Origin of the sequence: Mesorhizobium sp. M0830 (assembly GCF_040319965.1) — a bacterium.
Taxonomy (GTDB): Bacteria; Pseudomonadota; Alphaproteobacteria; order Rhizobiales; family Rhizobiaceae; genus Mesorhizobium.
This window is the reverse complement of record NZ_JAMYOR010000012.1, coordinates 62,001-82,812: the sequence shown is the minus strand read 5'-3', so window position 1 is coordinate 82,812 and position 20,812 is coordinate 62,001. Positions and strand designations below refer to the sequence as shown.

The following is a 20,812-nucleotide window of genomic DNA, read 5'->3' as shown; positions in this document are numbered from 1 at the left end:
TTAGATCAGAGGCCGTTGTCCTTCAGCACCTTGGCGGCGTTTTCCTTGGTGATCTTCTCGGTCGGCAAGGTGATGGTCTTTTCGACCTTTTCGCCGTTCAGGAACTTGATCGCCTGGCGCAGGCCTTCGGCGCCGGGGGTGACATAGGTGAAGGTCGCGGTCAGTTCGCCCTTGTTCACCATCTGCACGCCTTCGTTGGGCAGACCGTCGATGCCGATGAACTTGATGTCCTTCTCGCGGCCGACATCCTTGGCGGCGAGATAGGCGCCATAGGCCATCGGGTCGTTGTGGCCATAGACGAGATCGATCTTCTCGTTGCTCTTCAGCGCATTGGCCATCAAATTGTAGGCCTGGTCCTGCTTCCAGTCGCCCGACTGCTGGTCGAGCAGATATTTGATGCCCGGTTCCTTGTCGGTGAACTCATGGAAGCCGTCATGGCGATCATGCGCCGGCTGGGTGCCCATGCCGCCCCAGATCTCGACGACATTGCCTGATGCCTTGCCCTTGCCACCGAGCAGTTCGACGGCATATTCGCCGGCCGCCCGGCCGATCAGCGCGTTGTCGCCGCCGACGAACTGGGTGTAGTCCTTGGTGTCGACATTGCGGTCGAGCACGAAGACCGGGATCTTGGCGTCGATCGCCTGCTGCACGACGCCGGTAAGGCCGGCGGATTCCTTCGGCGACACCAACAGCGCGTCGACCTCCTGACGGATCAGGTTCTCGACATCGGCGACCTGCTTTTCGGTCTTGTCCTCGCCGTCGGTGATGATCAGCTCGACCTCGGGATGCTTGGCGGCTTCGGCCAGGATGTCCTTGTTGAATTGCGCGCGCCAGGGCTCGATGGTCGTCACCTGGGAGAAGCCGATCTTCCACTTCTTGTCCTGGGCGAAGGCATTGCCGCTGGTCAGCAGCGCGGTGGTGGTCAGCAGTGCCGCGGTCATGGCGGCAAGTTTCAGCATGTCACGTCGTTTCATTTTTTGTTTCCTCCGAGATTGAGAGACGATGTCTCTTGTGACGGCCGCTTTGCCGCGGCCGTTTCCTTGCGCGCCGTTTGCCCGCCTGGCAGGCGCAGATAGGCCAGGAGATCACCGGCATTGCGCTCCTGCACGAGCACGGTGCCGATGATGATCATCCCCTTCAGCACCAGCTGAAGGTTCGAATTGATGTTGTGGAGCTGCAGGATATTGGAGAGCAGCCCGAAGATCAGCACACCGCAGAACGTGCCGGTGAGGCTGCCGCGCCCGCCCATCAGGCTGGTGCCGCCGATGACGACGGCGGCGATGGCGTCCAGCTCCAGCCCGGCGCCGGCATCCGGCTTGCCTTGCCGGTACTGCGCGACATAGAGCACGGCGGCGATGCCAGCGAGCAGGCCGGAAATGGCATAGGTGGCGATCTTGACGCGGCCGGCTGCGATGCCGGAGAGGCGCGCCGCCTCCTCATTGCCGCCGATGGCATAGACATAGCGGCCGAACGGCGTGAAGCGCAGCACCGCGCCATAGATCAGGATGGCGCCGAGGAAGAACAGGCCCGGCATCGGGATAACGCCGAACACCAGCGATCGCAGCATCTCGAAATCGGCGGTGGCGTTCGAGCCGGTATAGACCGGCAGAACCGCATTGTTCTGGCCGGCGGTCAGCCGGGCGATGCCGAGCGCCGTCACCATCATCGCCAGGGTGACGATGAAAGGCTGCAGCCGTCCGGCAACGATGATGAAGCCGTTGAGCGCGCCGAACAGCAACCCGACGCACGGCGCGACCAACAACACGCCAAGCACACCGAATTTCGGCTCGATCTGCGGCAGCAGGTACCATAGCGACAGGCTGCACAGGACCACGCCGACGACGGCGGGCGTGATCAGACCGCGAATTCCGTCGAGCCTGATCTCACGGACGAGATCGGCACCGGCACGGGATTTTGCAATGTTCTGGAAGATGAAGCGGGTGACGACGAAGCCAAGGCAAAGCGCCACCAAGGCGACGGTCGGCACGCCCAGCACGACGCCCGGCGTCACGCCTGGAACGGTCAGCAGCATGGCGCAGACCACCGAGCAAATGGCCATCAGCGAGCCGACGGAGAGATCGATGCCGCCGGTGATGATGACCGCCGTCATGCCGGTGGCGATCAGCCCGGTGGTCGAGACCTGGCGCAGCACGTCGAGCAGATTGCCGTAGGAGAGGAAGATGTTGTTGCCTTTCGAACTCATCGGCGAGCCCAGCACGCCGATCAGGAAGATGGCGATCAGGCCCCAATAGAGCTTGGTTTGGGACAGGAGTTTCAGGACAGTCATGCGGCTGGTCTCGATATGGTCCGACGCGGTGCGGCGAGCCGCATGATGGCCTCCTCGCTGGCCGCATCGCGGGAAAGAATGCCTGTCTGGCGGCCATCGGCCATCACCAGGATACGGTCGGAGAGATGCAGAAGCTCGGGCAGTTCCGAACTGATGACGGCGATGGCGAGGCCGTCGCGCGCCAGTTTGAAGATCAGGTCGTAGATCTCGCGCTTGGCGCCGACGTCGATGCCGCGCGTCGGCTCGTCCAGCAACAGCACCCTTGGCCTGGTCGCCAGCCATTTGCCGATGACGACCTTCTGCTGGTTGCCTCCCGACAGCGTGCCGGCGGGCTGGTCGATGTCCTGGCAGCGGATGCCGAGCGACTTGACCGCCTGCCGCGCCAGCCCCTGCTCGCCGGCCAGCGACCGGATGCCGAAGCGCGCCAGCGACCCGACCAGCGGCAACGCGACATTGTCTGATATCGAGGCCTGCAGATGCAGGCCTTGCGTCTTGCGGTCCTCGGTCACCAGTGCGATGCCCAGCCGCCTTGCGTCGCGGGGCGAGCGGATATCCACGGGCCTGCCGTCGACCTGGATTTCGCCACCGGTGCGGCCATCGCTCGAGCCGAAGATCGCTTCCAGTATCTCGGTGCGGCCAGAGCCGAGCAGCCCTCCAATGCCGAGGATTTCTCCGGCGGCAAGATCGAATCCGACGCCGTCGATCACCGTTCGCCAGCCATGGGCATCGGGCTTCGACAGCGACAGATTCTCGACCGAGAGCACGATCTTGCCACTGGGGCCGCGCTCGCCCTCAGGGGACGCGAGCAGGTTGCGGCCGACCATCGCGGAAATGATCGCGTCTTCATCGAGCTTGCCCATCGGCTCGGTCAGTACATGGCGCCCGTCGCGAAACACGGTAACGCGGCTGGCCAGATGCATGACCTCGTCAATGCGGTGCGAGATGTAGACAATGGCGACTCCGCTGTCGGCGAGCTGGCGAATGATGCGGAACAACCGCTGGCATTCGGCCGGCGACAGCGCCGAAGTCGGCTCGTCCATGATCAGGATACGTGCCGACATCGACAGCGCCTTGGCGATCTCGACCAGCTGTTGCTCGCCGACGCGCAAGGCACCGACGCGGGCTTGCGGATCGAGTTCGATGCCGAGCCGCCGCAACAAAGCATCTGCGGCGCGGCTGCTCGCCTTGCGGTCGACGATCAGCCCGGCGATCAGCTTCTCGCGCCCGAGGAAGATGTTGTCGGCGACGCTGAGTTCCGGCACCAGGTTGAGTTCCTGGTGGATGATGGCGATGCCGGCATCCTCGGCGTCGCGCACGCCGGAGAAGCTGACGGGACGGCCATCGACGCTGACCTTACCTTCGTAGCCGGTGTAGACGCCGGAGAGGATCTTCATCAGCGTCGACTTGCCGGCGCCGTTCTCGCCCATCAGGGCATGGACTTCGCCGCGCCGCAGTTCGAAGCGGACATCGACCAAGGCGGCGATGCCGCCGAAGCTCTTGGAAATATGCTCGGCGCTCAGAACGACGTTCGAACGATCCGCCGCACTGTGCTCCGGGGATAGGGAATTCGCGTGCTCCATGACAATGGCGGCCTCCCTTCCGTCCTCGTCAAATCTCACCCAAACGCTAATCTAAACGTTTCGATCATGTCAAGCCGATATCTGATGATGCTGAGCCGACATATTTCAATTCTTGCGAAAAAATGCAAAATTCCGTAGATATAGCACATAGAGGGGTGGCGAAACGTTTCGAAATGACAGCATTCAAGCGGACTAGGAAGCGAAAATCCACGGCGCCGACCATGCTCCACGTCGCCGAAGCGGCGCGTGTATCGGTCGCCACGGTGTCGGCGCTGATCAACGGCACGGCAACGGTCAGCCCGGAACTCAGCCAGCGCATCGAACAGGCGATCCGCGATATCGGCTACAAGCGCAACGCGATCGCCCGCAGCCTGAAGATGGGCACGACCCGCACCATCGGGTTGACCGTGCCGCACATCACAAACCCGTTCTTCACCGATGTCGTCTCGGTCATCCAGCAGGCCTTCGACCGGGCCGGCTATGCCGTCATGCTTTGCTGCACGGACGAGGACCTGAACACCCAGGACGACCAGATCAGGCTGCTGCTCGATCGCATGGTCGACGGGCTGATCGTGGCGCGCGTCGGCGACGGCGCGATCCTCAAGCGGATTGTCGACGACGCCAATGTGCCGGTCGTGCTGCTCGACCGTCTCTGCAAAGGCGTCGATACCGATGCCGTGGTGCTCGACAACCAGCGCGCGGTGTTCGACGCCATCACCTACCTGATCAATCTCGGCCATCGGCGCATTGGTTACATCACCGGCACGTCTGACATTTCGCCGATGCATGACCGCATGACGGGATATCGCGAGGCGCTTTACGCCGCCGGCCTGCCGATCGCCGAGGAGTTGATCCGTTTCGGCAATTTCCACGAGATCGACGGCTACAATGCCACCATGCAGATGCTTTCCTCGCACGATCGGCCAAGCGCGATCTTCTCGGCCAACAACCCGATGGTGATCGGCACCATGAAGGCGATCCGCGACATCGGCCTGTCCTGTCCTGAAGACATTTCGGTCGCCTGTTTCGACGATTTTCCATGGTCCGATGTGTTCCAGCCGCAGCTGACCACGGTCGCCCAGCCGGTGCAGGCGATCGGCGAGCAGGCGGCCAACCTCTTGCTCGACCGTCTCGCCGGCAACAGGGACGCGCCGCCGCGCAAGCTGGTGCTCAAAGGCCGGCTGATGATCCGCAATTCATGCCGCCCCCTGGGAGCGATGGCGCAGAGCGTGAGCGCGTAGTTTTCGCGCGTCGGCGGGCACTGGACGTTGCGAAAGGTGTACGCCCTTAGCCGAGGCGGATTGTCAGGCAGCTTGCGATAGCGATTTATGCGCCTCGGCCAAGATCTCGAACGACCGCACTCGCGACGCATGATCTGATATCTGCGCTGTGACCATCAGCTCGTCGGCACCGGTGCGGCGCACGAAGGCGTCGATGCCTTGCCGGACCGTTTCCGGGGAGCCGACGACGGCGCAGGACAATGCCTGGCCGAGGATGGTCTTGGCCATCGGCTCGAGATCGCGCTCATAGTTCTCGACAGGTGGCGGCAGTCGGCCGGCCCGACCGGTGCGAAGGTTGACGAAGGCCTGCTGCAACGACGTGAACAGCAACCGTGCCTCAGCGTCGGTGGGCGCGGCAAAGACGTTGAGGCCAAGCATGACATGCGGCTTGTCGAGCTGCTCCGACGGCTGGAAGCGCGAGCGGTAGACGTCCAGCGCGTGATCGGGTTCCGCCGGCGCGAAATGCGAGGCGAAGGCATAGGGCAGGCCGAGCATGGCAGCGAGCTGCGCACCATAGAGGCTGGAGCCGAGAATCCAGACCGGCACGTTCTGGCCCTCTCCAGGCACGGCGCGGATGCGCTGACCTTCCTCGGCCGGCTGGAAATAGCGCATCAGTTCGATGACATCCTGCGGGAAATTGTCGACCCCGGCCTCGAGATTGCGGCGCAAGGCGCGGGCCGTGGCCATGTCGGTGCCGGGCGCCCGGCCGAGGCCGAGGTCGATGCGGCCCGGATGCAACGCGGCCAGCGTGCCAAACTGCTCGGCAATCACCAGCGGCGCGTGGTTGGGCAGCATGATGCCGCCGGCGCCGACACGAATGGCCTTGGTGCCGCCGGCAACATGGGCAATGACGACCGCGGTTGCCGCACTGGCGATGCCTGGCATGTTGTGATGCTCGGCCAGCCAGAAGCGCTTGTAGCCCAGCCGCTCGGCATGACGGGCAAGATCAAGCGAATTGGCCAGCGATTGCGAGGCATCGCTGCCTTCGACGATCGGCGACAGGTCGAGAACGGAAAGGTCGGTCATGAACGGTTTCCTGTGTCAGGACCGCATGTAGGAAGCGCCCTGCGACCTGCAAATTCAAAAATATTGATCAGCCTTTTGCAATTTCAGTGTCGGCGACGTCCTCGTCCTCGATGACAGCCGTGTGTTGTGCGGCGAGAAAATTGCCGACATGGCTGAGGCCGTCGAAATGATCGCAGAACACTTTGATGACGACCAGCAGCGGCACCGCCATCAAGGCACCGACGAAGCCCCACAGCCACGACCAGAAGGCGATGGCGATGAGGATCGCCACGGCATTGATCTCGAGGCGGCGGCCGACCACCGTCGGGGTCACGAACTGGCCTTCGATGATATCGCACAACAACACGAAGGCCGGAGCCAGTAGCGCGTAGGAGACGGTGTCGAAGCTGATCAGCGACATGATCGTGACAAGCATGATGGTCAACAGCGCGCCGACATAGGGCAGGAAGTTGAGCATGGCGGCAGTGATGCCCCAGACTTGCGGGTTGGGCACGCCGAGTGCCCACAGGCCAAGGCCGATGACGGCGCCGAGACCGGCATTGATGATGGTGACAGTGAGCAGATAGTGCGAGATTTCCCGCTCCACGTCATAGACGACGCGCAGCGCCCGCTTCTTTTCGCTGAGACGCGCGAAGGACTGGATGATCTTCTCGTAGAACATCGTGCCGGAGGCGAGCAGGAACAGCGACAGTACGAAGATTATGGTGAGGCTTGTTCCCGCCGACAGGATGTTGCTGGCCGCTGCCGACAGAATGCCGGACTGCGCCACCGCCACCTTCTGGACGCCCGGCTCCTGCGAGGTCTCGGTCAGCTGTTCGATCTGATGCGAAATCTGCATGATCTTCTCGAGCGGACGCCGCAATTGCGCCAGCCGTTCGGTGAGCCGCTGGCCGATCGACGAGGTGTTGTTGATGAGTTCGATGACTGGACCGCTGAGCAGATAGCCGGCACTGGCGAAAACGAAAAGCGACAGCAGTACCAGCACGGTTGCCGAAACCACTTCGGGGATGCCGCGCTTGCGCAGCAGCCGGACGATCGGCGTCAGCGTCAGCGTCAGCAGAAAAGCCAGGATGACCGGCATGAAGAACGCGCGGGCGAAGTAGAGCGCATAGATGGCCATGAACAGGAAGATGCCGACGAGCAGTAAGCGCGTCAGATGCATGTCGGCGTGAGCCGCGACGCGCGAATTCGGCTCATCGGCAACGCCTGCGCCCAAGGCAGTGGGTTCGGTCTTCATGCTCGCCCCTTGAGCCGGGCGCCCCTCGGCGATCGGCGATTGCCTGCATGAAACGCAGAGTGACGGGGTCAGGTTCCAGGGTTAGGTGAACCGGGCTCCACCGAGATGGCTGGTATGACCATTGCCTTTAAGCGCATGTCGCGACAGCACGAGCCGTTTCCGGCCATGGTCATGGATCGATATTGGAACGTACCCCGTGGCGATCGGCTTCATGCCCGCCATTCCACTTGGTTTCGTCAGGGGAGATCGGGTCCGACCTACTTTTCGACGGGCACCGCCAGCGCCGGCGCGGATTTCGCCGTTTCCTTGCGCACGATCGGCGCCACCCTGGTGCCGTAGAGTTCGATCGCCTTCATGATCTTGGCATGCGGCATGGTGCCGATCGCCATCTGCAGCAGGAAACGGTCGTTGCCGAAGATCTTGTGCTGGGCGACGATCTTCTCGGCCACCTGCTCGGGGCTGCCGACGAACAGTGCGCCGTTGGGACCGCGCGACTGGTCGAAATGCGCCCGCGATGTCGGACCCCAGCCGCGCTCGCGGCCGATGCGGTTCATCACTTCCGCCTGGGGTCCATAGAAATCGTCGGCCGCCTGCTCGGTCGTTTCGCCGATAAAGCCATGCACGTTGATGCTGGTGGCGAGATCAGCCGGTTCGCTGCCGGCGCGCCTGGCGGCCTCGTGGTAGAGATCGAACAGCGGCGCGAACCGTGCCGGCTCGCCGCCAATGATGGCGAGCGCCAGCGGCAGGCCGAGTGCGCCAGCGCGGGCGGCAGACTGTGGCGTGCCACCAATGGCGATCCAGACCGGCAGCCTGTCCTGGAAGGGCCGGGGATAAACGCCGCGATCGTTGATCGGAGCGCGCAGATTGCCGGACCAGGTGACCTTCACGCTATCGCGGATGGCGAGCAGCAGGTCGAGCTTTTCGGCAAACAGCTCGTCATAGTCCTCGAGATTGTAGCCGAACAGCGGGAAGGATTCGATGAACGAGCCGCGTCCGGCCATGATCTCGGCGCGGCCGCCCGACAGAAGATCGAGCGTGGCGAACTGCTGGAAGACGCGCACCGGATCATCGGAAGACAGGACGGTGACCGCGCTGGTCAGCTTGATACGCTTCGAGCGCTCGGCGGCTGCGGCCAGGGCTACGACCGGCGCTGAGGCCGCATAATCGGGCCGGTGGTGCTCGCCGAGGCCAAAGACGTCGAGACCGACCTGATCGGCCAGTTCGACCTCCTCGATCAGGTTGCGCAGCCGCTCATGCGGGCCGATGGCGCCCGGACCCGGCTGCGGGCTGACGTCGGCGAAGGTGTAGAGACCGAGTTCCATTAAGTGTCATCCTGCTGTTGGGTTGGTCGCGTAGTAATCCCAGGAAAAGTGTGAGGCGGATTTCCGCCCGGAATTGCGTCAAAACCAGAGAGAAAGCGCGGTTCACCGTTTCGGGTGAATCGCTCTAGACGTAGCGACCGACCCGTCGCGCCGCCAGAGGGGCGGACGGTGAACAGTGCATGCCGGTTTCGGCCGAAAAGACGTCTCCCGGCTGCAACAGCCAATAATTTCATGGCTGCCATGCCGTTTTGGCGCTTGAACTCTCGGTTTTCGCGCGTATGTAAGCGTCGCGAATTGACTCCAGGGAAGTGGACTTGGCTATCTACAGGGAAAAAGACGTTTTCGAGCGGCGCAACGCCGCAAACGAGGCAAAGAAGGCGCTCCTCGAGCGCTTCAAGGCAAAGCCGGCTGCGGATGATCCCGCAGTGCTGGCGCGGCAGGCCGAACGCAAGGCAATCCTAGCGGCCCGCGAAATCCGCGAGGCTGAAAAGGCCCGGCTGAAGCAGGAAAAGCTGGCACGCGAAGCGGTCGAGAAGGCCGAGCGCGAGGCGGCGGCCGAGGCAGCACGTATCGCCGCCGAGGAAGCCGCACAGGCCGAGGCCAAGATTCGGGAATCCGAAGAGAACGAGCGCATCGCCCGTTTTCTGGCCGACGAAGCCGAACGCAAGGCCAAGCGCGACGCGCGTTATGCGGCGCGCAAGCAGCGTACCGGCAGGACGCCTCCGGGCTTCTCCGCCCGCTAGCCTCAAAACTGCCGAAGCAATCAGCTTCAAGAATCAGGGTCGCCTTGCAGCGACCCTGAACGCGTTTGTCCGCCGTTCCGGTCAGGCGGCGAACTTCAGTCCCATGATGCCGCAGACGATGAGCGCGATGCAGGCCAGCCTGATCGCCGTGGCCGGCTCGCCGAGCAGCCAGACGCCGAGCAGTGCCGTACCGACGGTGCCGATGCCGGTCCACACCGCATAGGCGGTACCCACCGGCAGCGTCTTCAGCGCCAGGCCGAGCAAGGCGAGGCTGACGATCATGGAGGCAACGGTCAGCACGGTCGGCACCAGCTTCGAAAAGCCATCGGTGTATTTGAGGCCGATTGCCCAGCCGATCTCGAACAGGCCGGCAAAAAAGAGAAGAATCCAAGACATCGACAACGCTCCATCAGAGCATCGGACCGAAAAGCGATCTTCGGGTGCCCGACGATCAATCAATCAAGCAATGGCGGGTCGTCCCGTCCGGATTTGGGGTAGCGCGAGGTCGTCCCCGCCATGCCAACATCGGTATTTCGGGCGCTCGATCAGCAACGACCGGCAACAACGTTGCCGGTCGTAATCCTATTCCAATGCGGATGGCCCGGACCTACTTGTCCTTAAGCTTCATCGCCTTGACAGGCGGCGCCTTCAGGGCCGGAGCGGGAGCGGGTTTCTTGGCGTCCTTCTTCGGCTTGCGGGCTTCCTTGCCTGCCTTCATCGCACCTTTAGCCATGATTCGTTCCTCCGATTGCGGGAAGCGAAGTGAAACAAGAGAACCGCCCGACTGCAAGGGGTTAGCGACTGCTGCCGCCGTCAGCGGATCGCTTTCAACCGGTTTCTAATTTGCTCGTAAACTCTGGCGGTCCGTGCCATGGTCATTTTCGCACTGCAGCATCAACCGTGCCGTCGCCGGGTGATCGTCAGGCAGGCCGGTCAGGACGACAATGCGAATCCACATCGGCTGCGAAATGAGCTTCGACTTTCCGCAGGAAACGCCGCTCATCGCGATGCTGAATGTCCACTATTCCCGTGCCTCCGATCTCGAGCGGCCGGATTTCCTGATCTCCAACCCGCCGGTGCCCATCCAGAGCTACCGCGACAGTTTCGGCAACTGGTGCAACCGGTTCGTCGCGCCGCCCGGGCGTTTCACCTTCGGCACCGACGCGGTGATCCGCGATCCCGGCACCTTCGAGATGGGCGACCTGATGGCCTGGCAGCACGAGGTGCGCGACCTGCCGGCGGACACGCTGCTGTTCCTGCTGCCCAGCCGATTTTGCGAGAGCGACCTTCTGGCTGATGAAGCGTGGCGGCTGTTTGGGCAAACGCCGCTCGGCATTCCACGCGTCCAGGCGGTCTGCGACTTCGTCCACAATCATCTCGTCTTCAACTACGGCAATGCTCGGCCGACACGTAGCGCTGCGGAGGCCTACCGCGAACAGAGCGGTGTCTGCCGAGACTATGCGCATCTCGCCGTCACATTCTGCCGGGCACTCAACATCCCGACGCGCTACTGCACCGGCTACATCAGCGACATCGGCATGCCAAAGCCATGGGCGAGCATGGATTTCTGCGCCTGGATGGAAGTCTATCTCGGCGGCCGTTGGCATGCCTTCGATCCGCGCAACAACGCACCGCGCATCGGCCGCATCCTGATCGCCTCCGGCCGTGACGCCGCCGATGTGCCGCTGACCCATATTTTCGGGCCGGGCACGCTCGCCGGGTTCAAGGTGTGGACCAGCGAGATCGTCGACTAGCCCGCTTCCTGCCGGCCAATCTGTCCAGCACTGTCTTTGACGCACGCCAGCTTTGAACGAGCCTGCGGTTCGTGCATTGTGATGTCTGTGGAGCTTCTGCCTCTGGCCTTAGGCTGGGTGCGCATCTAACGGGACCACACACCATGGCTGCGCATGGCGGCTCAAAACGGGTGATCTACACGGCGCTGGCCGGCAATCTCGCCATCGCGCTGACCAAGTTCGCCGCCGCCTTCTTCACCGGCAGTTCGGCGATGCTGTCGGAAGGCGTGCACTCGCTGGTCGATACCGGCAATGGCAGCCTGCTGCTCTACGGCATGCATCGCGCCGCCCGTCCGGCTGACCACACGCATCCGCTCGGTCACGGCCGCGAACTGTATTTCTGGAGTTTCATCGTCGCACTTCTCGTCTTTGCCGTGGGCGCCGGGGTATCGTTCTACGAGGGCGTGATCCACATCATGGCGCCGGAACCGGTCGCCAACGTCAAGGTGAACTATCTCGTCCTGGGCCTTTCCTTCCTGTTCGAAGGCAGCTCCTGGCTGGTGGCGCTGAAGGAGTTCCGCAATCAGAAGGGCAAGGAAGGCTGGCTGCGGGCCGTGCAGTCGAGCAAGGATCCGAGCGTCTACACCGTGCTGTTCGAGGACAGTGCGGCCCTTCTCGGCCTGATCGTCGCCTTCGCTGGCATCCTGGCGGCGGAACTGCTGGGGATGCCGGAACTCGACGGCGCCGCCTCGATCGGCATTGGGCTGATCCTTGGCGCGACGGCAATTTTCCTGGCCCGCGAAAGCAAGGGCCTACTGATCGGCGAGCCGGCCTCGCCCGAGGTGCAGAGACAGGTGCTGGCGATCGCCCAACAAGATCCGGCGGTGCAGCGGGCGAACGGCGTTCTGACCGTCCATATGGGGCCGGCAGAGATCGTTGCCGGGCTGAGCATCGAGTTCGAGGATCACCTGACGGCGCCGGAGATCGAAGCCTGTGTGGAGCGCCTGGAGGCGCGGCTACAGAAGGAGATGCCGGAGATCACACGGCTGTTCGTCAAGCCGCAGACCACCGGCACCTGGGAAAAGCGGCGCAAGCTGATCGAGACCGCATCCAATCCGGCGCCGGATTAGCGTTGCGCCATTGCCTCACGGTCTTGCCTCGCTAAGATTAACAACACTTTGGAGGAACGAAGATGAAAATCGACGGCGGCTGCCATTGTGGCGCCATCACCTACGAGGCGGAGGTCGATCCTGAAAAGACGAACATCTGCCACTGCACGGACTGCCAGCAACTGACCGGCACGGCTTTTCGCGTGACGGTTCCGGCGCTCGAAAGCAACTACCGCATCACCAAGGGTACGCCGAAAATCTACATCAAGACAGGATCGAGCGGCGCCAAGCGCGCGCAGGCCTTTTGCGGCGAGTGCGGCTCGCATCTATACGCCACATCGGTTGGCGACGGGCCGAAAGTCTATGGCATCCGGGTCGGCACGGCGAGGCAGCGCGATGAACTGGTTCCCCGGATGCAATACTGGCACCGCTCGGCATTGCACTGGCTGCCGGAATTTCAGGACATGACCACCGTCGAGGAGCAGTAGCGCTGTTCAATCGTCGCCTTCGACGACCCTCAGCCTGAGCTGCCCGGTCTTCGAATCGGCAACGCGAGCGCCCGTGTCAGCCTTTGCAGCGGGAGGCCGCGACGCGGCGTCCGCCGCGGCTTCGCCGTCGGCCTGCGCGCCGAACTCCAGCGCCTCGATCTTCTGGCCGCGCTTGGTGACCTTCGAAGTAGAAACCAGGATGTCGTCGATGTCCTTGGCGGACTGGCCGAAATGGACCTGCAGCTTGCGCACCCGCTCATCGACACGCGCAACATCCTCCATCAGCCGGATGACCTCGCCCTGGATCAGGTGCGCCTGTTCGCGCATGCGGGCGTCCTTGAGGATCGCCTGAATAACCTGGATCGACAGCATCAGCAGCGACGGCGAGACGATGACGACACGGGCGCGATGCGCCTTGTGGACGATCGCCTCGAAATTCTCATGGATCTCGGCGAACACCGATTCCGAAGGCACGAACATGAAGGCGGTGTCCTGGGTCTCGCCCTGGATCAGGTATTTTTCCGAGATATCGCGGACATGGATCTCGATGTCGCGGCGGAATGCCTGCGAGGCGACCTTCTGCAGGTCGGCGCCATCGGCGGCGCGGATGGCGTTCCAGGCTTCCAGCGGAAACTTGGCGTCGATGGCAAGCGACGGCGCGCCGTTCGGCATCTTCACCAGGCAGTCGGGCCGGCTGCCGTTCGACAGCGTCGCCTGGAATTCGTAGGCGCCGTGCGGCAGGCCGTCGGCGACGATCGCCTCCATGCGCGACTGACCGAAGGCGCCGCGCGTCTGCTTGTTGGAGAGTATCGCCTGCAACTGCACGACCTGGCCGGCGAGCGACTGGATGTTACCTTGCGCGACATCGATGATCGCCAGCCGCTCCTGCAATTTGGCCAGGCTTTCATGCGTCGATTTCGTCTGCTCGGTCATGGTCTGGCCGAGCCTGCCGGTCATGGCATCGAGACGCTGGCCGATCGACTGCGTCAATTCCGCTTGCCGCGCCCCGAACACTTCGGCGATGGCGCCCATGCGGCCCTGCATCTCGGCCTGGCTTTGCAGAATGCCGGCCATTCGCGCCTCGGCGTCGCGGGCATGATCGGCGGCTTCGGCGGCAGCGACTGCGCGCGCCTTGGCCGACCGCCACAGCGCGACAACGAGCGCCACGAACAGGCCGAGAACCAGCAAGGCGCCGAAGGCCAGCGCATGGCCGAGTGTGATCGTGGTGGCGCCAAGCCGGGCGACAGGTTCCGAAAGGATGGTGCTCAGATCATTCATGTGGACAGCATAAACGATTCGCCCTGATCGCACAGATCAAAACGTGAACGAGCTTCGCGCGCAACGGTTGACGCTTTTCGCTGGAGGTCTTAGGTGGAGCGCCATGCCGATCAAGCCGCTCATCATCCTTCCCGATCCCATCCTGCGCCAGGTTTCCAAGCCGGTGGAGCGTGTCGACGCGCCTTTGCGCAATTTAGCCGACGACATGCTGGCGACCATGTATGACGCGCCCGGCATCGGGCTGGCCGCAATCCAGATCGGCGAGCCGCTGCGCATGCTGGTGATCGATCTCGCCAAGGAAGACGAGGAGCCGGCGCCGCACGTCTTCATCAACCCGGAAATCCTGGAGAGCGCCGATGCGCGGTCCGTCTACGAGGAAGGCTGCCTGTCGATCCCGGACTATTATGCCGAGGTCGAGCGCCCGGCCGCCGTGCGGGTCAAGTATCTCGACCGTGACGGCAAATTGCAGGAGATGGAGGCCGAGGGCCTGATGGCGACCTGCCTGCAGCATGAGATCGACCACCTCAATGGTGTCTTGTTTATCGACCATATCTCGAAGCTGAAGCGCGACATGGTTGTGAAGAAATTCAAGAAGCTCGCCAGAGACAAGGCGCCGGGCAAGCTGGTGGGATAGGGGAAATGCCCCTTCGCGTCATCTTCATGGGCACGCCGGAGTTTTCGGTGCCGACGTTGCGCGCCATCGCCGAGGCCGGACATGAAGTCGCAGCCGTCTACACCCAGCCGCCGCGCGCCGCCGGACGGCGCGGGCTGGAACTGACGCCGTCGCCGGTGCAGCGCGAAGCGGAGCGGCTGGGCATCGAGGCGCGTACACCGACTTCGCTCAAAGGTGAGGCCGAGCAGGCCGCTTTCCGGGCCTTGCGGGCCGATGTAGCCGTGGTGGTCGCCTACGGCCTGCTGCTGCCGAAGGCGGTTCTGGAGGCGCCCCGGCTTGGCTGCATCAACGGCCATGCCTCGCTTTTGCCGCGCTGGCGGGGGGCTGCACCAATCCAGCGCGCCATCATGTCCGGCGACAGCGAAACCGGCATGATGGTGATGCGCATGGAAGAGGGTCTGGACACCGGTCCGGTCGGATTGGTTGAAAAATGCGCCATCGAGCCCGATATGACAGCCGGCGATCTGCACGATCGATTGATGAGCGTCGGCGCAACCCTGATGGTGGAAGCGCTGGCCCGACTGGAAAGGAACACGCTGACATTTGCCGACCAGGCGGTGGAAGGGGTGACCTACGCCAAGAAAGTCGATAAATCCGAGACGCGCGTGGACTGGACTCGCCCGGCGAGCGAGGTCCACAATCATATTCGTGGCTTGTCGCCCTTTCCCGGCGCCTGGTCGGAGATAGAAATTGGCGGCCGCCCGGAACGGCTGAAACTGCTTCGCTCGACGCTATCGCAAGGCCTGTCGCTTTCGGAAGATTTGGGCGAGTCGGGAGGAATTCTCGATGACCGGCTGACTGTCGCCTGCGGGGCAGGCGCGATCAGGCTGGTCGAAGTTCAACGGGCGGGCGGAAGGCCTGCTGCCGCGCAGGAGTTCCTGCGCGGGGCCAAGATCGAAAAAGGAATGAAATTCTCATGAGCATGATGTCGATACGCGCGGCGACGCCGCGGGATCGCGAGGCCATTCGCCTCGTCGAAGAGCACGCTTTTGGCCAGCAGGCGGAGGCCGGGCTGGTCGACGCGCTGGTGACCGGCGGCGACGTCGTCGCCGAACTGGTGGCGGAAGAAGACGGCCAGGTGGTCGGCCACATCCTGTTTTCCCGGCTGTTCGTCGAAAGCGGCGGCAAGAACTTCGCGGCCGTGGCGCTGGCGCCGTTGGCGGTGGAGCCTTCGTTCCATGGCAGCGGTATCGGCGGCGCGCTGATCCGCGAGGCGCATATCCGCCTCAAGGACACCGGCGAGACACTGGCCGTGGTGTTGGGCGATCCGGCCTATTACAGCCGTTTCGGCTACAGTCACGCCCGCGCCGAAAAGTTCGAGAGCGAGTATCAAAGCGAGGCTCTGCAGGCATTGGCCTGGGGCGATGCTCCGGAAGCCGGCAAACTGGTCTACGCGTCGGCCTTCGGCTCGGCACTCGCCGCGTAGGCGGCAACAGCCCTAGAGCCGGATGATTTCAGGTCGAATCCACCTGAAATCTGAATCCGTCTCTAATCCAAGAGATCGAGCATGATGTCGTCCGAAAACCGCTTCACACTTTTCGGCGTCTCGCCCTAGCATGCCGCGTTTTCGCCTCGACATCGAATATGACGGCAGCCTGTTTGCCGGCTGGCAGCACCAGGCGGACCAGCCTTCGGTGCAGCAGGCGATCGAGCAGGCGATCGAAAAATTCTGCGGCGAAGCGGTCCGGCTGCGCGCCGCCGGCCGCACCGATGCCGGCGTGCATGCCACCGCCCAGGTTGCGCATGTCGACCTCGTCAAGGCGTGGCCCAACGACAAGGTGCGCGATGCCGTCAACGCCCATCTGCAGGCGGCCGGCGCGCGCGTCGCCGTGCTCAAGGCAACGGTCGTCTCCGACAGCTTCGACGCGCGATTCTCGGCCACCGGCCGCCACTACCTCTACCGTATCCTCAACCGCCGCGCGCCGGCCGCACTCGACAAGGGCAAAGTGTGGTGGGTGCCGAAACGGCTTGACGCGGGCGCCATGCACGAAGCGGCAATGGTCCTGGTCGGACGGCATGACTTCACCACCTTCCGCTCGACCCAGTGCCAGGCCAACAGCCCGATCAGGACGCTGGAGCGGCTCGACGTGAGCAGGCAAGATGACGTGATCGAGGTAAGGGCTTCGGCGCGCTCCTTCCTGCACAATCAGGTGCGTTCGATGGTCGGTTCCCTCAAGCGAGTCGGCGAAGGCAGCTGGACCGCGGCCGACCTGAAAACAGCGCTCGAGGCGCACGACCGCGCCGCCTGCGGCCAGGTGGCGCCGCCCGACGGGCTGTTTCTGGTGGGTGTCGATTATCCTGAGATCGACTATGCAGGATAGGGGCTCTCCGGGATAGAGGCCCGAAGGGCTCTGTCTGGGGTAGAGTCCGGAAGGCTCTACCCGGGGACGAACCCGGAAAGGCTCTGGGACCCGACATCATCCGGCACGGCGATGCCGAGTAGCGTCTGCAGGCCGAACAGCACCAACAGCGACGCGAGGAACATACCGACGAAAACGGCGGTGCCAATGGCGGGCCCCTTGCCAATTGTGGCGTTGGTCATTCGCCAGGTCAGCACCATCGACAGGGCAAACAACAACAGCGACACAAGGCTTGAAACCTGGCTCGCTGACGATAGAAAAAGCCGGATCAGCGCCGAGGGCAGCATCAGCCAGGCAGTAATGGCCGAGGCCCAGTTGCTGGCGACGACATAGTGGACGAAGCGGCCGCCAATGCCGGCGCGCGGCGCGACCAGGGCCAGAACGACCAGCGGCAGCACCCAGGAGCCGATGTCGACGGTCGCCAGACGCACCAGCATGCTGAAGCGCCCCGCGAAAGCGTCTGGATCGCCGATCTCGTTGGCGATGCCGACCCAGCCGACTATCAGGGCCGGTGCTGCAACGACAATGGCGAAAAAGGAATTCCAGAAGCCGTCGGCCGACAGGTCGAGCAGGCGCAAGCCGTCAGCCTTGCCGAGCATGAGCCGCCAGGCGCCCGTCAGCGAAGCTTGGGTTTCATCAGCCGAAAGCATGCCCTAGCCCTGCCCGAACCAGTCTTCGATGAAGCGTTGATAGATTTGCGTCAGCGTTTCGAGATCGGCAATGGCGACACGCTCGTCGACCATATGCATGGTCTTGCCGACAAGCCCGAACTCGACCACCGGGCAATAGTCCTTGATGAAACGCGCGTCGGACGTGCCGCCGGAAGTCGACAGCGCCGGCTCCTTGCCGACCGTCGACTTGATCGAGCCGCGAAGCGTCTCGACCAGGCTGTCATCGCGGGTCAGGAAGACATGGCTCGGCCGGTCGCGCCAGACCAGCTCATAGTCGACCGGCGTCTTCTTGGCCTGCCGGTACTTCTTGCGTCTTGCCGCCTGGTCGAGCCGGTTGTGGATCTCGGCCTGCAGGGTCTCGGCCGTCCAGCTGTCGTTGAAGCGGATGTTGAAGGTCGCGGTCGCCTTGGCCGCGATGACATTGGTGGCCGGATTGCCGACATCGATGGAGGTGATCTCCAGATTGGTCGGCTGGAAATCCCTGGTGCCCTTGTCGAAGTCCGGGTGCAGCAAGGCGTCGACCAGGCTCATCAGCCCACGCACCGGATTGTCGGCAAGCAAGGGATAGGCGACATGGCCCTGACGGCCATTGACCGTTATGGCTCCGGACATCGAACCGCGCCGGCCGATCTTGATCATGTCGCCGAGCGTATCGGGGTTGGTCGGCTCGCCGACAAGGGAGGCATCCCATTTCTCACCCCTGGCAGCCGCCCATTCGAGCAGCTTGACCGTGCCGTTGATGGCCGGCCCTTCCTCGTCGCCGGTGATCAGCAGCGAGACCGACCCTTTCGGGCCGCCCTTGGTCTCGACATGGCGTGCCACGGCGGCGATGAAACAGGCGATGCCGCCCTTCATGTCGACCGCGCCACGGCCATACATCTCGCCATTGGCGATCTCGGCAGCGAAGGGCGGATGCGTCCAGGCGGCTTCGTCACCGACCGGCACCACGTCAGTATGGCCTGCGAACATCAGATGCGGGCCGTTGCCGGACCGTCGCGCATAGAGGTTCTCGATATCGGGCGTGCCGTTTTCGGAAAACACCGGCCGGTCGACCAGGAAGCCGAGCGGCTTCAGCATCGTCTCCAGCGCGCCCAACGCGCCGCCCTCAGCGGGCGTCACGGATGCACAGCGGATAAGGGCAGCGAGGTTTTCGGCGGGATCGGTCGGCAGCGTCATGGCAAAAGCGATAGTCGAAAGCGGAAGGCCTGTCACGGCCAGACATGGGGGCCAGCCTCATGGCTGGCGATACCGCCGATATTATGGTTTTCATGTCGTATAGCTGCGACCCGCGCGGGCGACAGGATGGCAGACCGGGAAAGAAGAATCGTCATTGCCGGTGCCGGCAGCATCGGCTGCTATGCCGGCGGCTGCCTGGCGCTCGCCGGGCGCCGGGTGATTCTGCTGGCCCGGCCGCGTATCGATGCGGCGTTGCGGCAGGGCGGATTGCGGGTCACCGATCTTGAAGGTCGCGATCGCTCGATCAAGCCGGAGGCGCTTGCAGTCACCACCGATCCGGCCGCCCTGCCGGAGGCGGATGTGATCCTGGTCACGGTCAAGAGCGGCGCGACGCAGGATATGGCAGGCCTCATCAAGGTCCATGCCCGCCCGGATGCGGTTGTGGTGAGCCTGCAGAATGGCATCGAAAATGCAGAAAGGCTGCGCGCCGGGCTTACCGGGCAAACAGTGCTGGCCGGCATGGTGCCGTTCAATGTCGTGCAGTCCCCGGATGGCGAACTGCCGCTGCGCGTTCACCGCGCCAGCGACAGCAAGGTGATGGTCGAAGACGGCAATTCCGGCCTGATCCATCTGCTTGGTGTCGAAGGTTTTGCGGTCGAGGCCCGTGGCGACATGAAGGCCGTGCTGTGGGGCAAGCTGCTGATGAATTTGAACAACCCGCTGGTGGCGCTGTCGGACCTGCCCCTGGCAACCGAATTGGCCGATCGGCGCTGGCGGCTGATTCTGGCCGGTCAGATCGACGAGGCGCTCACGGCGATGAAAGCGTCCGGCATTGAGCCGGCGCGGATTGCCGGCCTGCGGCCATCCCTGCTGTCGAAGGTGCTCAGGATGCCCGACTGCCTGTTCAAACTGCTGGCCCGGCGCATGCTGGCGATCGATCCACAAGCGCGCTCGTCAATGTGGGACGATTTGCAGCGCGGCCGACCGACGGAAATCGACGACTTGCAGGGCGCCATCCTGCGGCTGGCGGATAAGGCCGGCACGCCGGCGCCGATGGTCCAGCGGATCACTGCGCTGGTGCGCGCGGCGGAAGCGGAGCGGGTTGGCTCGCCGGGCCTGTCGCCGGGGCAGATCGCTGCGGCGCCGGCCGGCCGTCGATCAACGTGATCTTCTGCCAGATTTTCCGCGACAGGTTGGACGCCAGGTTCTCGATGTCGTTGACGCCATCGATGACGACATCGTCATTGACCGACTGCGCGAACAGCGCTGCGATCTTGCCGGTGATCGACAGCATTTCGGAGCAATAGTCGAGATAACGCGCCAGGTCGGCGGCATTGGTGATGCGGGCAGGAGAATGCGTGGTCGGCCTGAAATCGGCCGAAAGAGCTGCCGGATCCTTGGTCAGCTGATGCATGTCGATGACATGGATCAGCGAGCGCAGGCCGTGCAACTGACGGAACACCTGTTTGCGCTTGATACGCTCCTCGGTTCGGGTCAACGCCAGGAAGCCAAGCACGGCAAGGATCATCATGTTGATCGTGGCTTCGATACCTTGCACCGACTGAACCGCATCGTCGGCCTGGGAGATATGAATGAGCGGCAGGATGGTGCCGACGAACAGGAACACCAGCGCGCCGGCGACGACGGCGGCAATGATGAGCCCGCGCAGCCACCAGATCGGCGACTCGAGCGCCTTGGCGGCCTTGGCCAAATCGCGCGACAGGGAGACCAGCTCGGCGGCGACGCCACGCAATCCCGCTTCGGGAAAACGGTCGGCGATCCGCTCTTCGAGCCGCTCGGCGGTGTCGACGATCAGTTCCGGATCAAGCGTGCGGTAGCGCATGTCCGA

General features: G+C 63.5%; 22 protein-coding genes and 1 pseudogene. 11 read left to right on the top strand and 12 right to left on the bottom strand.

All coding sequences use genetic code 11. The features are described 5' to 3' along the window. Positions 1-5: 5 nt before the first annotated feature. The 3 genes from NKI20_RS10135 to NKI20_RS10125 are packed head-to-tail and all read right to left on the bottom strand — an operon-like array spanning position 6 to position 3,867. Positions 6-974, bottom strand: a complete 969-nt coding sequence (locus NKI20_RS10135) for a substrate-binding domain-containing protein (RefSeq protein ID WP_352830193.1) — start codon at positions 972-974, stop codon at positions 6-8. Continuing rightward, on the bottom strand, positions 971-2,287 hold the full coding sequence (locus NKI20_RS10130) for an ABC transporter permease (RefSeq protein ID WP_352728331.1): 1,317 nt from the start codon (positions 2,285-2,287) through the stop codon (positions 971-973). The genes NKI20_RS10135 and NKI20_RS10130 overlap by 4 nt, the downstream gene beginning before the upstream one ends. Continuing rightward, a complete protein-coding gene (locus NKI20_RS10125; RefSeq protein ID WP_352830192.1) occupies positions 2,284-3,867 on the bottom strand; it encodes a sugar ABC transporter ATP-binding protein in 1,584 nt (527 codons plus the stop codon). The genes NKI20_RS10130 and NKI20_RS10125 overlap by 4 nt, the downstream gene beginning before the upstream one ends. 221 nt (positions 3,868-4,088) lie before the next feature. On the opposite strand from NKI20_RS10125, the gene NKI20_RS10120 reads away from it, so the two are divergent. After that, positions 4,089-5,108, top strand: coding sequence for a LacI family DNA-binding transcriptional regulator (locus NKI20_RS10120; RefSeq protein WP_352830191.1), 1,020 nt, complete (start codon positions 4,089-4,091; stop codon positions 5,106-5,108). Positions 5,109-5,171: 63 nt separating this feature from the next. Here NKI20_RS10120 and NKI20_RS10115 read toward each other — a convergent pair whose 3' ends face one another. Both NKI20_RS10115 and NKI20_RS10110 read right to left on the bottom strand, forming a co-directional pair. Next, the gene (locus NKI20_RS10115) at positions 5,172-6,173 is read right to left on the bottom strand and encodes an LLM class flavin-dependent oxidoreductase (protein WP_352830189.1); all 1,002 of its coding nucleotides are present in this window, start codon (positions 6,171-6,173) and stop codon (positions 5,172-5,174) included. Positions 6,174-6,240: 67 nt separating this feature from the next. Continuing rightward, on the bottom strand, positions 6,241-7,410 hold the full coding sequence (locus tag NKI20_RS10110) for an AI-2E family transporter (RefSeq protein WP_352601729.1): 1,170 nt from the start codon (positions 7,408-7,410) through the stop codon (positions 6,241-6,243). Positions 7,411-7,512: 102 nt separating this feature from the next. Between NKI20_RS10110 and NKI20_RS10105 the strand changes: the two are divergent. Beyond that, positions 7,513-7,602, top strand: a pseudogene (locus NKI20_RS10105) (transcriptional regulator); the annotation flags it as partial. A 65-nt stretch (positions 7,603-7,667) separates the two neighbouring features. On the opposite strand, the gene NKI20_RS10100 reads toward NKI20_RS10105, so the two are convergent. Continuing rightward, on the bottom strand, positions 7,668-8,732 hold the full coding sequence (locus NKI20_RS10100; RefSeq protein ID WP_352830188.1) for an LLM class flavin-dependent oxidoreductase: 1,065 nt from the start codon (positions 8,730-8,732) through the stop codon (positions 7,668-7,670). Positions 8,733-9,046: 314 nt separating this feature from the next. Here NKI20_RS10100 and NKI20_RS10095 point away from each other — a divergent pair, with 314 nt between their 5' ends. Further along, positions 9,047-9,475, top strand: a complete 429-nt coding sequence (locus NKI20_RS10095; RefSeq protein ID WP_023761392.1) for a DUF6481 family protein — start codon at positions 9,047-9,049, stop codon at positions 9,473-9,475. Positions 9,476-9,556: 81 nt separating this feature from the next. Here NKI20_RS10095 and sugE read toward each other — a convergent pair whose 3' ends face one another. Together sugE and NKI20_RS10085 are read right to left on the bottom strand one after the other, a co-directional pair. Further along, entirely contained in the window at positions 9,557-9,871 is a 315-nt protein-coding gene (gene sugE, locus NKI20_RS10090; protein WP_352601733.1) for a quaternary ammonium compound efflux SMR transporter SugE, read from the bottom strand. A gap of 211 nt (positions 9,872-10,082) precedes the next feature. Next, positions 10,083-10,208 (bottom strand): hypothetical protein, encoded by a 126-nt coding sequence (locus NKI20_RS10085; RefSeq protein ID WP_013528464.1) that lies wholly within the window; start codon positions 10,206-10,208, stop codon positions 10,083-10,085. Positions 10,209-10,419: 211 nt separating this feature from the next. On the opposite strand from NKI20_RS10085, the gene NKI20_RS10080 reads away from it, so the two are divergent. From NKI20_RS10080 to NKI20_RS10070, 3 genes are all read left to right on the top strand, one after another. After that, positions 10,420-11,229, top strand: coding sequence for a transglutaminase-like domain-containing protein (locus tag NKI20_RS10080; protein WP_352601735.1), 810 nt, complete (start codon positions 10,420-10,422; stop codon positions 11,227-11,229). A 143-nt stretch (positions 11,230-11,372) separates the two neighbouring features. Further along, complete coding sequence (locus tag NKI20_RS10075; protein WP_352486125.1) at positions 11,373-12,338, top strand: cation diffusion facilitator family transporter; 966 nt, start codon at positions 11,373-11,375, stop codon at positions 12,336-12,338. A gap of 62 nt (positions 12,339-12,400) precedes the next feature. Then, complete coding sequence (locus NKI20_RS10070) at positions 12,401-12,805, top strand: GFA family protein (RefSeq protein ID WP_023761389.1); 405 nt, start codon at positions 12,401-12,403, stop codon at positions 12,803-12,805. Positions 12,806-12,811: 6 nt separating this feature from the next. On the opposite strand, the gene NKI20_RS10065 is transcribed toward NKI20_RS10070, so the two are convergent. Further along, on the bottom strand, positions 12,812-14,083 hold the full coding sequence (locus tag NKI20_RS10065) for a DNA recombination protein RmuC (RefSeq protein ID WP_023761388.1): 1,272 nt from the start codon (positions 14,081-14,083) through the stop codon (positions 12,812-12,814). Between the two features lie 103 nt (positions 14,084-14,186). Between NKI20_RS10065 and def the strand changes: the two genes are divergently transcribed. From def to truA, 4 genes are all read left to right on the top strand, one after another. Then, positions 14,187-14,717, top strand: a complete 531-nt coding sequence (def, locus tag NKI20_RS10060) for a peptide deformylase (protein ID WP_023761387.1) — start codon at positions 14,187-14,189, stop codon at positions 14,715-14,717. Between the two features lie 5 nt (positions 14,718-14,722). Continuing rightward, positions 14,723-15,676, top strand: a complete 954-nt coding sequence (gene fmt, locus NKI20_RS10055) for a methionyl-tRNA formyltransferase (RefSeq protein WP_023761386.1) — start codon at positions 14,723-14,725, stop codon at positions 15,674-15,676. Continuing rightward, the gene (locus NKI20_RS10050; protein WP_023761385.1) at positions 15,673-16,182 is read left to right on the top strand and encodes a GNAT family N-acetyltransferase; all 510 of its coding nucleotides are present in this window, start codon (positions 15,673-15,675) and stop codon (positions 16,180-16,182) included. Before fmt ends, NKI20_RS10050 begins: the two co-directional genes overlap by 4 nt. Before the next feature lie 130 nt (positions 16,183-16,312). Next, positions 16,313-17,077: a tRNA pseudouridine(38-40) synthase TruA gene (truA, locus tag NKI20_RS10045; protein WP_352830185.1), complete on the top strand. Its 765-nt coding sequence runs from the start codon at positions 16,313-16,315 to the stop codon at positions 17,075-17,077. Between the two features lie 56 nt (positions 17,078-17,133). Here the strand turns inward: truA and NKI20_RS10040 are convergent, their stop codons facing one another. Then, the gene (locus NKI20_RS10040) at positions 17,134-17,766 is read right to left on the bottom strand and encodes a transporter (protein WP_352486124.1); all 633 of its coding nucleotides are present in this window, start codon (positions 17,764-17,766) and stop codon (positions 17,134-17,136) included. 3 nt (positions 17,767-17,769) lie between these two features. Continuing rightward, positions 17,770-18,963: a succinyl-diaminopimelate desuccinylase gene (gene dapE / locus NKI20_RS10035; protein ID WP_352830183.1), complete on the bottom strand. Its 1,194-nt coding sequence runs from the start codon at positions 18,961-18,963 to the stop codon at positions 17,770-17,772. Between the two features lie 126 nt (positions 18,964-19,089). Here dapE and NKI20_RS10030 point away from each other — a divergent pair, with 126 nt between their 5' ends. Then, positions 19,090-20,130, top strand: a complete 1,041-nt coding sequence (locus NKI20_RS10030; protein WP_352830181.1) for a 2-dehydropantoate 2-reductase — start codon at positions 19,090-19,092, stop codon at positions 20,128-20,130. Here the strand turns inward: NKI20_RS10030 and NKI20_RS10025 are convergent. After that, positions 20,030-20,806 carry a hypothetical protein gene (locus tag NKI20_RS10025; RefSeq protein WP_352830180.1) on the bottom strand — a complete coding sequence of 259 codons (777 nt, stop codon included), beginning with the start codon at positions 20,804-20,806 and terminating at the stop codon, positions 20,030-20,032. The genes NKI20_RS10030 and NKI20_RS10025 overlap by 101 nt on opposite strands. Between the last annotated feature and the right edge of the window lie 6 nt (positions 20,807-20,812).

Excerpts from the sequence above, each read along its gene's own strand:
- dapE (WP_352830183.1), bottom strand. The coding sequence starts at position 18,963 with ATGACGCTGCCGACCGATCCCGCCGAAAACCTCGCTGCCCTTATCCGC.
- NKI20_RS10120 (WP_352830191.1), top strand. The coding sequence starts at position 4,089 with ATGCTCCACGTCGCCGAAGCGGCGCGTGTATCGGTCGCCACGGTGTCG.
- NKI20_RS10125 (WP_352830192.1), bottom strand. The coding sequence starts at position 3,867 with ATGGAGCACGCGAATTCCCTATCCCCGGAGCACAGTGCGGCGGATCGT.
- NKI20_RS10025 (WP_352830180.1), bottom strand. The coding sequence starts at position 20,806 with ATGCGCTACCGCACGCTTGATCCGGAACTGATCGTCGACACCGCCGAG.
- NKI20_RS10040 (WP_352486124.1), bottom strand. The coding sequence starts at position 17,766 with ATGCTTTCGGCTGATGAAACCCAAGCTTCGCTGACGGGCGCCTGGCGG.
- NKI20_RS10135 (WP_352830193.1), bottom strand. The coding sequence starts at position 974 with ATGAAACGACGTGACATGCTGAAACTTGCCGCCATGACCGCGGCACTG.
- truA (WP_352830185.1), top strand. The coding sequence starts at position 16,313 with ATGCCGCGTTTTCGCCTCGACATCGAATATGACGGCAGCCTGTTTGCC.
- NKI20_RS10085 (WP_013528464.1), bottom strand. The coding sequence starts at position 10,208 with ATGGCTAAAGGTGCGATGAAGGCAGGCAAGGAAGCCCGCAAGCCGAAG.
- NKI20_RS10030 (WP_352830181.1), top strand. The coding sequence starts at position 19,090 with ATGGCAGACCGGGAAAGAAGAATCGTCATTGCCGGTGCCGGCAGCATC.
- NKI20_RS10065 (WP_023761388.1), bottom strand. The coding sequence starts at position 14,083 with ATGAATGATCTGAGCACCATCCTTTCGGAACCTGTCGCCCGGCTTGGC.
- sugE (WP_352601733.1), bottom strand. The coding sequence starts at position 9,871 with ATGTCTTGGATTCTTCTCTTTTTTGCCGGCCTGTTCGAGATCGGCTGG.
- NKI20_RS10100 (WP_352830188.1), bottom strand. The coding sequence starts at position 8,732 with ATGGAACTCGGTCTCTACACCTTCGCCGACGTCAGCCCGCAGCCGGGT.
- def (WP_023761387.1), top strand. The coding sequence starts at position 14,187 with ATGCCGATCAAGCCGCTCATCATCCTTCCCGATCCCATCCTGCGCCAG.
- NKI20_RS10115 (WP_352830189.1), bottom strand. The coding sequence starts at position 6,173 with ATGACCGACCTTTCCGTTCTCGACCTGTCGCCGATCGTCGAAGGCAGC.
- NKI20_RS10080 (WP_352601735.1), top strand. The coding sequence starts at position 10,420 with ATGCGAATCCACATCGGCTGCGAAATGAGCTTCGACTTTCCGCAGGAA.
- NKI20_RS10050 (WP_023761385.1), top strand. The coding sequence starts at position 15,673 with ATGAGCATGATGTCGATACGCGCGGCGACGCCGCGGGATCGCGAGGCC.
- NKI20_RS10075 (WP_352486125.1), top strand. The coding sequence starts at position 11,373 with ATGGCTGCGCATGGCGGCTCAAAACGGGTGATCTACACGGCGCTGGCC.
- fmt (WP_023761386.1), top strand. The coding sequence starts at position 14,723 with ATGCCCCTTCGCGTCATCTTCATGGGCACGCCGGAGTTTTCGGTGCCG.
- NKI20_RS10110 (WP_352601729.1), bottom strand. The coding sequence starts at position 7,410 with ATGAAGACCGAACCCACTGCCTTGGGCGCAGGCGTTGCCGATGAGCCG.
- NKI20_RS10130 (WP_352728331.1), bottom strand. The coding sequence starts at position 2,287 with ATGACTGTCCTGAAACTCCTGTCCCAAACCAAGCTCTATTGGGGCCTG.
- NKI20_RS10070 (WP_023761389.1), top strand. The coding sequence starts at position 12,401 with ATGAAAATCGACGGCGGCTGCCATTGTGGCGCCATCACCTACGAGGCG.